The sequence below is a fragment of the Lysobacter sp. CCNWLW3 genome, from assembly GCF_036697405.1.
Lineage (GTDB): Bacteria > Pseudomonadota > Gammaproteobacteria > Xanthomonadales > Xanthomonadaceae > Lysobacter.
In genome coordinates this window covers 43,062-57,152 of record NZ_JBAHWA010000007.1, presented here as the reverse complement: position 1 = coordinate 57,152, position 14,091 = coordinate 43,062, and the positions used below count along the sequence as shown (strand labels likewise).

Here is a 14,091-nt window from a genome sequence, read left to right as displayed (position 1 = left end):
TTCGCGGGGATGACGGCTAAGAAAGGGCGGCGCAGCCCGCTTTCGCGGGAACGACGGCGAAAACAGCGGGGCGTGCGCGCTCAACCCGGCTGCGCGAGCGGCGAGCGGTAGTACTGCTGCAGATCGTCCGGCAGCAGGCCGGGCGCGAACAGGAAACCCTGGCCGACCTCGACGCCGAGCTTGAGCAAAAACGCGCGCTGGCGTTCGGATTCCACGCCTTCGGCGACCAGGCCCAGGCCCAGGCTGCGCGCGATGCCGGTCACCGCCTGGCAGACCGCGACGTCGGACTGGTTGTCCGGCACGCCCTGCACGAACAACTGGCTGAGCTTGAGCCCGTGGATCGGCAGGCGGCGCAGGTAGTTGAGCGCGCTGTAGCCTTCGCCGAAGTCGTCGATGGTCAGCATCACGCCCATCTCGCGCAGGGCATGGAAGGTACGCATGGTGTCGGGCACGTCCTCGATCAGCACGCGCTCGGTGAACTCCAGTTCCAGCGCGGTGCCGGGCAGGCCGGACTCGGCCAGGGCCGCGGCCACGGAACTGGCCAGGTCCTCGCCCAGGAACTGGCGATAGGACACGTTGACCGCGACCCGATGCACGTCCAGGCCGCGTTCGTGCCAGCGCCGCAGTTGGCGGCAGGCTTCCTTCAGCACCCAACTGCCGATGCCGACGATGTCGCCGGTGGTTTCGGCGTGGTCGATGAAACGGTCCGGACGCATTTCGCCCAGCGACTGGTTGCGCCAGCGGATCAGCGCCTCGACCGCGACCACCGAGCCGTCGGCCAGATTGACCTGCGGCTGGTAGACCAGGTGGAACTCGTCGTTGTGGACGGCGCGGCGCAGATGGGTTTCCAGTTGCAGGCGGTGCAATTGCTGCTCGGCCAGTTCCGGGGTGAAGCTTTGCCAGCCGTTGCGGCCGCGGCGCTTGCTGTCGTACATGGCCACGTCGGCGCTCTGGATCAGCTGCTGCGAGCGCACGCCGTCCAGCGGCGCCTGGGCGATGCCGATGCTGGCGGTGATGCTGAACTCCTCGCCGTCGAGGCGGAAGCTGTCGCCGAAGATCTCCAGGATCGAGTCGGCCAGGCGCTCGGGCCGCGCCGGGTCGTCGCCGGTGTCGCAGACCACCAGGAATTCGTCGCCGCCGAAACGCGCGATCGAGCCCTCGCTGCCGACCGCGCGCTGGATGCGGCGCGCGGCCGAGGCCAGCAGGCGGTCGCCGGCGGCGTGGCCGAGCACGTCGTTGACCACCTTGAAGCGGTCCAGGTCGATGTAGAGCACCGCCAGCGCCGCGCGGTTGGGATCGTCCAGGCGGCTTTCCAGTTCCGACAGCACCGCGTCGCGATTGAGCAGGCCGGTGAGCGGATCGCTGCGCGCCTGGATGCGCAGGTTCTCTTCGTCGTGCTTGCGTTCGGTGATGTCCTGCAGGGTGCCGATCAGGCGCGCGTTGAGCGCGTCGGCGGCCTCGGCCTGGGCGATGGCGCGCACCCAGAAGCCGCGCCCGTCGGCGCGCATGCCCTGCAGTTCCAGGTCGATGTTGCGGCTGAACGCGATCGCGTGGTCGAGCGCGTCGCGCAGGCGCTGACGGTCGCCCGGACGCAGGCAGTTGAGCATCTCGCCCATGCTGGCCGGGGCGGGATCGTGGCCGAGGATGCGCTGCGCTTCCTCGGTGAGGTAGAGCAGGTCGGGGCCGGCCTCCCATTCCCAGCCGCCGATATGGGCCAGGCTCTGGGCGCGGTCGAACAGGGCGCTGTCGCGCTTGAGCGCGGTGACGTCGGTGAACAGCGACAGCACCTGGTGCGGACGGTTGCCGCCGGCCGGGAACTGCGGCAGCGAGGTCACCGACAGCCAGATCAGGTTGCGGCGCACGCGGTGGTACAGGCCGATCACCATGCTCTCGACGCGGCGGCCGCTGTCGAGCGCGCGCTGGGCCGGGAATTCCTTCTGGCTCAGTTCGCGGCCGTGCTCGTCGATCACCATCCAGTGCTCGGCGGCCATTTCGTGGTCGGCGCTCAGGCCTTCGCCCATGCCCAGGATGCGCATGGCCGCGCCGTTGGCGTAGATCACCCGGAAATCGGGATCGTGCACGACGATGCCGCGGTCGACGGTCTCCATCAGCTCGCGGTAGCGCAGCTCGGCGTCGCGGCGGCCGCTGAGGTCGCGCGCGACCGCGACGATGCAGCGCCGGCCCTCGTGCTCGAAGCCGGCCGAGTGCACCTCGACGGGGAAGCGGGTGCCGTCGCCGCGCATGTTGGTGACTTCGATGACGTAGGTCTCGCCGCGGTTGAGGGATTCCCAGACCGGGTTGAGGTGGTCGCGCGGCAGCTCAGGATTGAGCACATGGATCGGCTGGCCGACGATCTGGTCGCGCGGCCGGCGGTAGGCGGCCATGCCGGCCTTGTTGAGGTCGAGCACGGTGCCGGCCTCGTCGAGGATGCTGACCGGGTCGGGCACCGCGTCGAACACCGCGCGGTAGCGCGTGTGGGCGACGTCGGCGTCGTCGCTGCTGCTGCGGATCGCCTCGGCGGCCTGCAGCAGCAGGGCGCGCGTGGCCTCCGACAGACTGCTGTCGTGGCAGGCCAGTTCCAGCGCCGCCAGGGTCGCGGCCGCGTCCGCCGTGGGCGGCGGCGCGGGCGTTTCGTTCCCGGGCGGATGCTGGCTCATGTCGCTCCCAATGCCTTGCCGACCTTGCTGCCGGTCTCGCGGCCGAGCAGGCCGGCCAGCCAGCGCCCGGTGTCGGCCAGCGCGTTCAAATCCACGCCGGTCTCGATGCCCAGCCCATGCAGCATGTAGACCACGTCCTCGCTGGCGACGTTGCCGCTGGCGCCCTTGGCGTAGGGGCAGCCGCCGGTGCCGGACACCGCCGAGTCGACCACCGCCACGCCTTCTTCCAGGCAGGCCAGGATGTTGGACAGGGCCTGGCCGTAGGTGTCGTGGAAATGCACCGCCAGCGCCGGCATCGGCACTTCCGCGGCGACCGCCTTCAGCATCGCGCGCGCCTTGCCGGGCGTGCCCACGCCGATGGTGTCGCCCAGCGAGATTTCGTAGCAGCCCATCGCGTGCAGGGCCTTGGCCACGCGCACCACGTCGGCCACCGGCACCGCGCCCTGGTAAGGGCAGCCGAGCACGGTGGAGACGTAGCCGCGCACCGCCACGCCGTCGGCCTTGGCGCGCGCCAGCACCGGCGCGAAGCGCGCCAGCGATTCGTCGATGCTGGCGTTGATGTTCTTCTGGTTGAAGGCTTCCGAGGCGGCGGTGAACACCGCGATCTCCTCCACCCCGACCGCGCGCGCCCGCTCGTAGCCCTGTTCGTTGGGCACCAGCACCGGGTAGTGCACGCCCGGCTTGCGCTGGATGCCGGAAAACACCTCGGCGGCGTCGGCCAGCTGCGGCACCCACTTGGGGCTGACGAAGCTGGTCGCTTCGATGCTGCGCAGGCCGGTCGCGGACAGGCGATCGATCAGGGCGATCTTGTCGGCGGTGGCGATCTGCGCCTTTTCGTTCTGCAGCCCGTCGCGCGGGCCGACTTCGACGATGCGCACGGACGGCGTCATGGCTTGGCCTTCGCCGGCGCGGCGCCGACGCGTTTGAGTTCGGTCGCTGCCGCGCCGGATGCGTCCAGATCGCCGAACAGCGCATCGGGATCGGTATCTAGCAGCCGGGCGATCGCGTGGGCATCGCTGTGCACCACCAGCGAGTTGTCGTGATCGTGCTTGTCCTCGTCCTGCACCGTCAGCGGGCTGGCCTTGAGCTTGCCGGCGGCGCGGCTGGCCTGGACCGCCTCGGCGTCGGGGATGTAGGCGCGCAGGCGCTTGCCGCGGATGCGGTAGGCCACCAGCAAGGTGCTGTTCGCGGGCATGATGCTTTCCAGGCCTTCGCCTCCTTCCCCTGCGATCGATTCGGCTTCCCGCGGCGACAGCGCCAGGTAGCGCACGCCGCCTCGGCCGTAGCTGCGCAGGGTGATTTCGACCGTCTCGTCGGGCCACGTTACCCGGGCCCGGCATTGCGCGTCGACCGCGACATCGATGCGCGGACTGTCTTCGATGGAGCGCCACTGGCCGACCAGGGCCGGGTCGCAGGACAGGTCGGGAGGCGCATGCTCGAAGGCGACGCAGCCCGACAGCGCGAACAGGAGCAAGCCGGCGAGGGAGGCGCGGAGCGTCATGGCGCGGCCTTGATCGGGGCAGCGCCGACGCGCTGCAGGCGCACCGCTGCGGTTTCGGTGCTGAGCGGGCCGAACACCGGCTCCGGGCCCTGCGCGAACAGCCCGGCGATGCGGCTTGCATCGCCTTGCACCAGCAGCGATGAGGGGTCGCCGTTCTGGAGCGGGCGGCCGTGGACCTTGCCCTCGCCGATGGCGGCCTTGATCCGGGCCGGGTCGGGCAGCCAGGCGTGGAGACGGTCGCCGTCGATCCGGTAAACGGCCATGAACACCGCGTGCTTGGGCGCGTTGCCCTTGAACTTCAGCTCGCCCTCGTTGCCGAGCATTTGCTGGGCATGGTCGGGCGACAGCACCACGTAGCGCGTGGCGCCCTGGGTGTAGCCGCGCAGACTGACGTCGACCGCGCCCTCTTGCACCGGCCACTGCGCCTGGCATTGCGCGTCGACCACGATCTCGCGACCGGGCCCGGGACCGTCGCGGTCGGCACGCCAGCGCCCGGCCAGGGCCGGGTCGCAGGACAGCGCGGTCGCGGGCGAGTGCTCGAACGCGACGCAGCCCGACAGCGCGAGCAGCAGCAAAGCGGCGAGGGCGGGGCGCAGGCTCATGCGTCCAGCACCACCAGCACCACCAGCACCGCGTCGGCTTCGACGAATTCGCCGGCGGCCGCGCGCACTTCGGCGACCGTGCCGGCGCGCGGGGCCTTGAGGCTGAGTTCCATCTTCATCGCTTCGATCACCATGACCTCCTGTCCCGCTTCGACCGTGTCGCCGGCGGCGGCCTTGGCCACCACCACCCGGCCCGGCATCGGCGCCACCACCTGGTGGCCGGTGCCGGCCGCCGCGGCCGATTCATGACGATACATCGGGACCGGCAACAAGCGCAGCCGGCGCTCGCCGTCGTGGACCACCACCCGGCGCTCATCTCCTAGCAACGCAAAACGGCGTGCGCGGCCGTCGATGCGCAGACTCAGGCCTTCGGCGCCGTGGCGCGCGCCCTGGACCTGGCGGATCCGGCCGGCCTGTTCGATGCGGTAGTCGCCGGCGCTGCCCTGGGCGTGCAGCTCCAGGCGCTCCTCGCGGCGCAGGAAGGCCAGGCTGCGGCGGCCGCCGTGGCCCAGGCGCCAGCCGTCGGCGATCGCCCAGGGCGATTCCGGGTCGTTGGAGGCGGCGGCGCGGCGGCGAGTGTCGCGCTCCTGGGCCAGCAGCTCGGCCACGGTGGCGGCGATCAGCAGGTCGTCGGCTTCCTCGCCGTCGGCGCCGTCGGCGGCGGGCATGAACTCGTCGAGGTGGTGGTCCAGGTAGCCGGTGTCGATGCGGCCCTCGACCACCGCCGGGTGGCGCGCCAGGCGCTCCAGGAATTCGATGTTGGACTTGGGCCCGGCGATCTCGCACTCGGCCAGCGCCGCGCGCAAGCGGGCCAGGGCGCTGGGGCGGTCGATGTCGGCGACGATCAGCTTGGCGATCATCGGGTCGTAGAAAATCGTGACCGTGTCGCCCTCGACCACGCCCGAATCGATGCGCACGTGATCGTCGGGCGTGGGCAGGCGCAGGCGCTCGAGCTTGCCGGAACCGGGCAGGAAGCCGGCCTCGGGGTCTTCGGCGTACAGGCGCACTTCGATCGCATGGCCGCGCTGCACGATCGCGTCCTGGGCCAGCGGCAACGGTTCGCCGGAGGCCACGCGCAGCTGCCACTCGACCAGGTCCAGGCCGGTCACGTACTCGGTCACCGGGTGCTCGACCTGCAGGCGGGTGTTGATCTCCATGAAATAGAAGCCGCCGTCCTGGCCGACGATGAATTCGACCGTGCCGGCGTTGACGTAGTCGATCGCATGCCCGGCCTGGACCGCGGCCGCGCCCATGGCCTGGCGCAGTTCCGGGCTCAGGAACGACGAAGGCGATTCCTCCAGCACCTTCTGGTAGCGGCGCTGCGCCGAGCACTCGCGCTCGTTGAGGTGGATCACCTGGCCGTGGCGGTCGCCGAAGATCTGGATCTCGATATGGCGCGGCTGCTCGACGTAGCGTTCCAGCAGCACGCGGTCGCGGCCGAAGGCGTTGCGCGCCTCGCGCTGGCAGCTTTCCAGGTGGGCCAGGAACTCGTCGCTGGCGCGCACGATGCGCATGCCCTTGCCGCCGCCGCCGTGGGCGGCCTTGATCATCAGCGGGTAGCCGATCGCGTCCGCTTCGCGATGCAGCACTTCGGGCGTCTGGTCGGCGCCGGTATAGCCGGGCACCACCGGCACGCCGGCGGCCTGCATCAGTTCCTTGGCGCCGGCCTTGCTGCCCATCTTGCGCATCGAGGCGCCGGCCGGGCCGATGAAGGCCAGGCCCGCGGCCGCGACCGCGTCGGCGAAGTCGGCGTTCTCGCTGAGGAAGCCGTAGCCCGGATGCACCGCCTGGGCGCCGCTGCGCAGGGCGACCTCGATGATGGCGTCGCCGCGCAGGTAGCTGTCGGCCGGGCGCGGGCCGCCGATCGGATAGGCCTCGTCGGCCTGGCGCACGTGCTGGGCATCGGCGTCGGCCTCGGAGTACACCGCGACGGTGCGGATGCCGAGGCGGCGGCAGGTGCGGATCACGCGGCAGGCGATTTCGCCGCGGTTGGCGATCAGGATCTTGCTGAACATGCGGGGCTATCCTTCCCGGTCAGGGATGGGCGAGGCGAGGGGCCGGCCGTTCATGCCGGCGGCCGATGGCAGACCGCTTCGATGTTGTGCCCGTCCGGGTCCAACACGAATGCGGCGTAGTAATGCGGGTGGTAGCGCGGCCGCAGGCCCGGCGCGCCGTTGTCGCCTGCGCCGGCGGCGAGCGCGGCGCGATGGAAGGCATCCACCTGTTCGCGCGTGTCGGCGCTGAAGGCCACATGCAGGCGGCCGGTCAGGCGGTCGCCACGGCCGATCCAGAACAGCGGCCGCCCGGGCGGACCGTAGCCGGTGCCTTCGCGGCCGTCGTCGCGCGCGATTTCCAGCACCGGCGCCATCCCCAGCGGCGCCAGCACGCGCGTGTAGAACGCGCGGCTGCGCGCCAGGTCGGAGACCGCGAAGTCGATATGGTCCAGCATGCTGCTACCTACGGCCTCCGTGCGGATCGCGGTGGGGACGCTAGTGAACGCGGCCACGCCGCGCGCGGTCAACTGCGCGCGGGCGGCCCGCACCGTTTATGTGACAACAGTGAATCAAGCCGGTGGCAGGTGGCAGACCGCCTCGATGTTGTTGCCGTCCAGGTCGTAGGCGTAGGCGCCGTAGTAGTTCGGGTGGTAATGCGCGCGGATGCCCGGCGCTCCGTTGTCGCGCGCGCCCTGGGCCAGGGCCGCGGCGTGGAAGGCGTCGACCTGGGCGCGCGAGCCGGCGCTGAAGCAGATATGCACGCCGCCGGCGGCCGGACCGGTGCCGACCCAGAACTTGGGCTGCTGCGGCGGCCCGAAACCGCAGCCTTCGTATCCGCCGCTTTGCTCCTTGGTCACGTCCATGACCACGGCAAAGCCCAGCGTCGCCAGCACCTGGCTGTAGAAGGCGCGGCTGCGCGCGTAGTCGGCGACGTTGATACCCATATGGTCGATCACGGTACGGCTCCTTGTAGCGGTTGGGACGGTGCGGCGGTAGGCGGGCGGCTCAGGGGATCCAGGCCGGTTTGCGCTTGTCCAGGAACGCGCCCAGGCCTTCCTGGCCCTCGGGCGAGACCCGCAGGCGCGCGATCAGGTCGGCGTTGTCGGCGTCGTGGCGGTCGCGGTCGCCGTGCGCGGCGACCCGGCGCACCAGCGCCTTGGCCTGGGCCGCGGCGACCGGGCCGGCCTTGAGCAGCAGCTCGATCTGGCGCTGCACCGCCGCGTCGAGCTGATCGGCCGGCACCACCGCGTGCAGCAGGCCGATCGCCAGGGCGGTGTCGGCGTCGAAGATTTCCGCCGTCGCGAACCAGCGCCGCGCCTGGCGCGCGCCTATCGCCTCGATCACGTAGGGCGAGATCACCGCCGGCAGCAGGCCCAGCTTGCTCTCGGTCAGGCCGAACTTGGCCTCGGGCGCGCCGATGGCGATGTCGCAGCAGGCCACCAGGCCGACGCCGCCGCCGAAGGCCGCGCCGTGCACGCGCGCCACGGTCGGCTTGGGCAGCTCGTCCAGGGTCCGCATCAGCCGCGCCAGGGCCAGGGCGTCGTCGCGGTTGGCGGCCTCGCTGGCGGCGGCCATGCCGCGCATCCAGTTGAGGTCGGCGCCGGCCGAGAACGAGGCGCCGTCGCCTTCCAGCACCACCACCCGCACCGAGCCGTCGTTCGCCACCGCCTCCAGGGCGCCGGTCAGGGCCGCGATCAGGACCGCGTCGAAGGCGTTGTGCAGGGCGGGGCGGTTCAGGCGCAGGCGGGCCACCGGGCCCTCGCGCAAACTCAGCAACGGATGGTTCATCGCGGGCGGGGGCTGCTGTGTGGAGTCTGGCGAATGATAGCCGGCGCCCGTGGCGATCCGCCCCGGTACGGCCGGCGATGCTAGAATGAGAACAATTCCTATTTGTGATGTCCGACCGGACACCCGCCGCGGCCATTGGTGAAGCCTTGAAATTGTCCGAATTGCCGCGCCGTATCGCGGCCACGGTCGAGTCTGTCGAAGACCAGGCCCCGAACGACGCGATCGCGCGGCGTCTGCGCGAGCTGGGTTTCGTCAAGGGCGAACGGGTCGAGGTGATGGCGGCCGGGCCGTTGTCGGCCGAGCCCCTGCTGATCCAGATCGGCTACACCCGTTTCGCCCTGCGCCGCAGCGAGGCCGCGCGGGTCCAGGTCCAGCCCCAGGCTGGCGGGAGCGACACATGAGTCACGCCGCAACCATGGCCACCGCCGCCACGCCCGGGATCCCGCGCGTGGCCCTGGTCGGCAGCCCGAATTGCGGCAAGACCGCCTTGTTCAACCTGCTCACCGGCAGCCGCCAGAAGGTCGCCAACTACGCCGGCGTCACCGTCGAGCGCAAGGAAGGCCGCCTGCATGCGCCCTCGGGCCGCAGCTACGCCGTGCTCGACCTGCCCGGCGCCTACAGCCTGCACGCGGCCAGCCTGGACGAAGCGGTCACCCGCGACCTCTGCCGCGGCTTCTATCCCGGCGAGCCGGCGCCCGACGTGATGGTCTGCGTGGTCGACGCCACCAACCTGCGCCTGCACCTGCGCTTCGCCCTGGAGCTGCGCGAACTGGGCCGGCCGATGGTGCTGGCGGTCAACATGATGGACGCGGCCAAGCGCCGCGGCATCGAGGTCGACCTGGCCGTGCTCGAGCGCGAGCTCGGCGTGCCGGTGGTGCCCACGGTGGCGGTGCGCCGCGACGGCGCGCGCGAACTGGTGGCGATGCTGGACCGGATCTCCGACCTGGCGCATGCGCCGCACGCGCATCCGACCGAAGGTCTGCAGCCCGACGACCTGCACGCCGAGACCCGACGCCTGCTGGCGCTGGCGGTGAGCATGCCGCGCCGCACCGCCGAGATCGACGACACGCTCGATCGCTGGCTGCTGCATCCGGTGCTGGGCCTGCTGTCGCTGGCGGTGGTGATGTTCCTGATCTTCCAGGCGGTCTACGCCTGGGCCACGCCGCTGATGGACCTGATCGAGGCCGGCACCGCCCTGCTCGGCGACGGCGTCGGCGCGGCCATGCCGGAAGGGCCGCTCAAGAGCCTGGTGGTAAACGGCATCATCGCCGGCCTCGGCGGCGTGATCGTGTTCCTGCCGCAGATCCTGATCCTGTTCGCCTTCATCCTGGCGCTGGAAGAATCCGGTTATCTGCCGCGCGCGGCCTTCCTGCTGGACCGCATGATGGCCGGCGCCGGCCTGTCCGGGCGCTCCTTCATTCCGCTGCTGTCGAGCTTCGCCTGCGCCATCCCCGGCATCATGGCCACGCGCTCCATCCAGGACCCGCGCGATCGCCTGGCGACCATCCTGGTCGCGCCGCTGATGACCTGTTCGGCGCGACTGCCGGTGTACGCGCTGCTGATCGGCGCCTTCATCCCGCAGCAACAGGTGCTGGGCGTGCTCAACCTGCAGGGCCTGGTGCTGTTCGCGCTGTACGCGGCCGGCATCCTCAGCGCGCTGATGGTGTCGTGGGTGATGAAGAAGTGGCGCCGCGACAAGGGCGAGCACGCCCTGCTGCTGGAACTGCCCTCCTACCGCCTGCCGCATCCGCGCGATCTGCTGATCGGCTTGTGGGAGCGCGCCTGGATCTTCCTGCGCCGGGTCGGCGGCATCATCCTGGCCCTGACCATCCTGCTGTGGTTCCTGCTGAACTTCCCGGGCGCGCCCGCCGACGCGACCCTGCCGGCGATCGACTACAGCCTGGCAGGCCGCATCGGCCACGCCATGACCGCGGTGTTCGCGCCGATCGGCTTCAACTGGCAGATCTGCATCGCCCTGATCCCGGGCCTGGCCGCGCGCGAAGTGGCGGTGTCCTCGCTGGCCACGGTCTACGCGCTGTCGGCCGCCGACGACGAGGCCGCGGCGCAGGCGCTGGCGCCGATCATCAGCCATGGCTGGTCGCTGGCGACCGCGCTGTCGCTGCTGGTGTGGTTCATCTACGCGCCGCAGTGCATCTCCACCCTGGCCACGATCCGGCGCGAGACCAACTCCTGGAAGCAGGTCGCGATCAGCGCCGGCTATCTGTTCGCGCTGGCCTACCTGGCCTCGTTCGTGACCTACCAGGTCGCGGTCGCGTTGGGCGCGGGTTGAACATGGACGCCGGGCTGCTCGCGCAATACGTGGTGATCGCGCTGGCGGTGATCGCCAGCGCGGCGGTGGTCGCGAAGAAGCAGTTCCCCGGCGGCGTGCGCCGCCTGCGCATCGCCTGCGCCCTGCCGCTGGTGCGCGACGGCCGCCCCGACTGGATGCGCCGCCTCGGCCGCGCGATCGCGCCGGCGCCCAGCGCCTCCGGCCCCAACTGCGCCGGCTGCGACAGCTGCGGGCCGTCGGACTGAATCGTCGCGGCAGTTGCCTCTTGGAAGTACGGCTCCCTTGCAGCCCTTCGCCCCTTTGTAGCGACTCTGCCTTTGAGCCAGTTCCCCCCTTGAAAAAGGGGGGCAGGGGATTTGCTCTTCCTCCCAGCAAAGGCAAATCCCCCTCGATCCCCCTTTTCAAAGGGGGAAGACAAGCAGGTGGCGCAGTAGCAGTTCCCCCCTTTGAAAAAGGGGGGCTAGGGGGGATTTGCTCTTCCTCGCAGCCAAAGCAAATCCCCCTCGATCCCCCTTTTTCAAAGGGGGAAGACAAGCGTTTGAAAGGGGGGAAGGCAGCCGCGCCGAGCGCGGCTCCCAACAAAAAAGAAGCCCCGCGATGGCGGGGCTTCTGCTTGGTGCGGCCAAGGCGAGGCCTCAAAGCTTGGAGCGCAACCCATGCGCCGGCGGTTCCTGCCCGGGCGGCGGCATCTGGCCCTGTTGCTGGCCTTGCGCCAGCGCCGGCGCGGTCACGTGCGTGCCCGGGGGCAGCTTGCCGTCGACGCCGAAGGCATAGCCGATCTCGACCTGGGTGCCGCGATGCTCGGGCCGCTGCAGGGCGGCGTAGTCGCCGGGCGGGGCCACGCTGCGGTCGTGCAGCACCAGCGCACCCGGACCTCCGCCTTGGCCGGGCACGAACTGCATGATGTGCTGGTCGGTGGTCTTGGCGACCAGGCCCTTGTAGCTCAGGCCGCGGCCGATGTCGGCGTCGACCATCGTGTCCGACAGGCCCGGCTTGATCTTGTCGGCGGTGGCCGCAAGCTCGGCGCGCGACTTCTCGCGCTGCTCCAGCGGCATGCGCAGGCGCTCGTTCACCCAGCGCGGCGTTTCCTCGCCCTGCGGGTAGCGCATGCTGCCGTCGGGCAGCTTCTCCGCCACCAGTTTCGGCAGCTCGCCGTGCTTGCTGTTGTCGAAGATCTGCGCGGTCTTGGATTTCTCCACCGCCAGCGGCAGCAGGTCCATCGCGCGCTCGTAGCGTTCGCCGATCTTGCCCACGTCGACCGGATGCCCGCCCTTGGCGACGCGATCCTGCACGCGCTGCTTGTTGATCTCTCCGCTGGCGGTGGTCACGAACACCAGGTCGACATCGAAGCCCTTGTTGCGCGCCTCGTCGAACAGGGCGAGCTTGCCCGGCGTGGACATCACGCTTTCGAACGCGAACGGCTGGTCGCCCTGCACCGCGGTCGCGCGGGCGCGATCGGCGAGGTTGGCCGCGTAACCGTCCAATACCCTGCGTTCGGCGCCGGCCGGGCTGAGTTCGACGCCGCGCGCGCGTTCGCTCTCGATCAGGCCCGCGGCCATGCCCGGCGCGTCGCGCTTGTAGGCGGCGCGATCGTCCTCGGTGACGGCCGGCGTGCGCAGCTTGAGCTCGGTGTCGCCGCTGGGCTTCTGCAGCCATTTGGCGATGTCGTCGGCGTTGACGTAGATGGCCGGGAACGCCGGACTGTCCATCAGGGCGTCGGTCACGGTGCTCTTGCCGGAGCCGTTCGGCCCGGCCAGCACCGTCATCTGCGGCCGATCAAACGGGGTCATGGGAAGCCTCCCCATCGATCGGTTCGATCCGACCGTCCGGGTACTGCTTGCACCACACTCCGTCTATTTCCACGACATGAGGCAGGCCGAGCGCGTCGGTTTCGGCGGCCGCCTTGGCCACCGCATCCTGCATCAGCTGGTTCGCGCGCTCGCGCCCGATCTTGTCGATCAGCGATTTGCTCATGACTACGTCTCCTTGTAGGGGGCATCCGTTCCGTCGCACGGCGTCGGCCGCGCCTGTTGTGGCGCGCGGACGTCGGCGAGGTGGCATTCGTATGCTAGCGCGCGCCCGGCGGCGCAACAAACGCCGCGCCCGGGGACTGCGCGGAAGCGTGATCGCGGTGGTGGATCAGCGCTTGCGCTTGACCGCTTTGTAGCCGGTCGCGGCCACGGCTTCGACGGCCAGGGTGAACGTGCGTTGCTCGCCCGGAAACATGGCGCCCACGCCCACCACCTGGCGGGTGACCTCGTTGCCGTCCTCGTCGCGGATCGACAACAGCATGGTGTACTCCCACGCGCCCTCGACGGGCGCGTGGATCGTGCCTTCGACATGCAGCGGCGAAAACTTCGCCGCCGCGTGTTGCAGCGCGTCCGGGTCGAACTTGAGATGGTGCTTGCAGGCGGGGCAGACGTTGGCGCTGTCGAGGATCGTGGTCTTGCAGTGCGGACAGGTGCGCGTCGCTCCCGGCAGGCCCGGGCGTGCGGCGTTCATGCGCCGGCGCCGTTCTCCGCCTTGCCGCCGTTGTCGGACTTGCCGCCCTTGTCGGCGCCGGCCTTGCCGTCCTTGTCTTCGAAACCGAACTGCACCTGGCCGCGCATGCGCGATCCGGCGGCGACGATGACCACGTTGGCCTTGACGTCGCCGACCATCATGCCGCTCTCCAGCAGTTCGACGCGTTGCGCCGACTCGATGTTGCCTTCCAGCTCGCCCGCGATCACGACTTTGCGCGCGCTCACGCCGCCGTTCAACTTGGCGCCGACTTCGATGGTGAGGTCGCCGTCGACCTTCACATCGCCCTTGAAGCGGCCGGCGATGCGGATATGGCCGGAGCCCTGGATCTTGCCTTCGATCGACAGGTCCGAAGCGATCAGCGATTCCTTGCCGCCTTCGCGTTCGGCCGGCTTGGCCGCATAGGACGGAGCGGGCGTGGCGTTGGCGAAGGGCGCGGGCGCCGGCGTCGAGGCCTGGCCGAAACTGATCTCGTTGGCCGTGTCCGGCTCGCGCTTGAGCGCCGTCTCCGGCTGCAGCGGCGGAAGCGTCTCGCGCTTGGGCGGGGTGGGTTGATTGAAAATGGCCATGACGCGGCTTCCTCTGGTTCGGGGGAACGTTCGGGTGAAGAACGGGTAACAGCGAGGTTGAGCTTTGGAGCCTAACACGCTGATACAACGCGACCGATGTGATGCGCCTCACCAATCCGCACAGCGAAAACCCGCGTCGCGGATTCAGTTTCGGCGCGGCTTGCATGCCG

15 protein-coding genes are annotated in these 14,091 nt (G+C 70.3%); 3 read left to right on the top strand and 12 right to left on the bottom strand.

Features of this window, described 5'->3' with window-relative positions; translation table 11 throughout:
* Window positions 1–80: 80 nt before the first annotated feature.
* The 8 genes from V1318_RS12965 to V1318_RS12930 form a co-directional block, all read right to left on the bottom strand.
* Window positions 81–2,657, bottom strand: coding sequence for an EAL domain-containing protein (locus tag V1318_RS12965; protein WP_332940102.1), 2,577 nt, complete (start codon window positions 2,655–2,657; stop codon window positions 81–83).
* The gene (locus V1318_RS12960) at window positions 2,654–3,547 is read right to left on the bottom strand and encodes a hydroxymethylglutaryl-CoA lyase (RefSeq protein ID WP_332940101.1); all 894 of its coding nucleotides are present in this window, start codon (window positions 3,545–3,547) and stop codon (window positions 2,654–2,656) included. The genes V1318_RS12965 and V1318_RS12960 overlap by 4 nt, the downstream gene beginning before the upstream one ends.
* Window positions 3,544–4,158 carry a hypothetical protein gene (locus tag V1318_RS12955; protein ID WP_332940100.1) on the bottom strand — a complete coding sequence of 205 codons (615 nt, stop codon included), beginning with the start codon at window positions 4,156–4,158 and terminating at the stop codon, window positions 3,544–3,546. The genes V1318_RS12960 and V1318_RS12955 overlap by 4 nt, the downstream gene beginning before the upstream one ends.
* Window positions 4,155–4,760, bottom strand: a complete 606-nt coding sequence (locus V1318_RS12950) for a hypothetical protein (RefSeq protein ID WP_332940099.1) — start codon at window positions 4,758–4,760, stop codon at window positions 4,155–4,157. Before V1318_RS12950 ends, V1318_RS12955 begins: the two co-directional genes overlap by 4 nt.
* Window positions 4,757–6,775 carry a biotin carboxylase N-terminal domain-containing protein gene (locus V1318_RS12945; protein ID WP_332940097.1) on the bottom strand — a complete coding sequence of 673 codons (2,019 nt, stop codon included), beginning with the start codon at window positions 6,773–6,775 and terminating at the stop codon, window positions 4,757–4,759. The genes V1318_RS12950 and V1318_RS12945 overlap by 4 nt, the downstream gene beginning before the upstream one ends.
* A 50-nt stretch (window positions 6,776–6,825) precedes the next feature.
* The gene (locus tag V1318_RS12940) at window positions 6,826–7,209 is read right to left on the bottom strand and encodes a VOC family protein (protein ID WP_332940096.1); all 384 of its coding nucleotides are present in this window, start codon (window positions 7,207–7,209) and stop codon (window positions 6,826–6,828) included.
* Between the two features lie 114 nt (window positions 7,210–7,323).
* The gene (locus tag V1318_RS12935; protein ID WP_332940095.1) at window positions 7,324–7,710 is read right to left on the bottom strand and encodes a VOC family protein; all 387 of its coding nucleotides are present in this window, start codon (window positions 7,708–7,710) and stop codon (window positions 7,324–7,326) included.
* 49 nt (window positions 7,711–7,759) lie between these two features.
* Window positions 7,760–8,542, bottom strand: a complete 783-nt coding sequence (locus V1318_RS12930; protein ID WP_332940094.1) for an enoyl-CoA hydratase-related protein — start codon at window positions 8,540–8,542, stop codon at window positions 7,760–7,762.
* Window positions 8,543–8,688: 146 nt separating this feature from the next.
* Here V1318_RS12930 and V1318_RS12925 point away from each other — a divergent pair, with 146 nt between their 5' ends.
* Genes V1318_RS12925 through V1318_RS12915 form a run of 3 tightly spaced genes read left to right on the top strand, consistent with a single transcriptional unit; the run spans window position 8,689 to window position 11,077 of the window.
* Entirely contained in the window at window positions 8,689–8,943 is a 255-nt protein-coding gene (locus V1318_RS12925; RefSeq protein WP_332940093.1) for a FeoA family protein, read from the top strand.
* A gap of 14 nt (window positions 8,944–8,957) precedes the next feature.
* Window positions 8,958–10,832 (top strand): ferrous iron transporter B, encoded by a 1,875-nt coding sequence (locus tag V1318_RS12920; protein WP_332940279.1) that lies wholly within the window; start codon window positions 8,958–8,960, stop codon window positions 10,830–10,832.
* A gap of 2 nt (window positions 10,833–10,834) precedes the next feature.
* On the top strand, window positions 10,835–11,077 hold the full coding sequence (locus V1318_RS12915) for a DUF6587 family protein (protein ID WP_332940092.1): 243 nt from the start codon (window positions 10,835–10,837) through the stop codon (window positions 11,075–11,077).
* Window positions 11,078–11,467: 390 nt separating this feature from the next.
* Here the strand turns inward: V1318_RS12915 and V1318_RS12910 are convergent, their stop codons facing one another.
* The 4 genes from V1318_RS12910 to V1318_RS12895 form a co-directional block, all read right to left on the bottom strand.
* Window positions 11,468–12,622 carry an AAA family ATPase gene (locus V1318_RS12910; RefSeq protein WP_332940091.1) on the bottom strand — a complete coding sequence of 385 codons (1,155 nt, stop codon included), beginning with the start codon at window positions 12,620–12,622 and terminating at the stop codon, window positions 11,468–11,470.
* Window positions 12,609–12,806: a hypothetical protein gene (locus V1318_RS12905; protein ID WP_332940090.1), complete on the bottom strand. Its 198-nt coding sequence runs from the start codon at window positions 12,804–12,806 to the stop codon at window positions 12,609–12,611. Before V1318_RS12905 ends, V1318_RS12910 begins: the two co-directional genes overlap by 14 nt.
* A gap of 165 nt (window positions 12,807–12,971) precedes the next feature.
* Window positions 12,972–13,334, bottom strand: coding sequence for a hypothetical protein (locus V1318_RS12900; protein ID WP_332940089.1), 363 nt, complete (start codon window positions 13,332–13,334; stop codon window positions 12,972–12,974).
* Window positions 13,331–13,921 carry a polymer-forming cytoskeletal protein gene (locus V1318_RS12895; RefSeq protein ID WP_332940088.1) on the bottom strand — a complete coding sequence of 197 codons (591 nt, stop codon included), beginning with the start codon at window positions 13,919–13,921 and terminating at the stop codon, window positions 13,331–13,333. Before V1318_RS12895 ends, V1318_RS12900 begins: the two co-directional genes overlap by 4 nt.
* Between the last annotated feature and the right edge of the window lie 170 nt (window positions 13,922–14,091).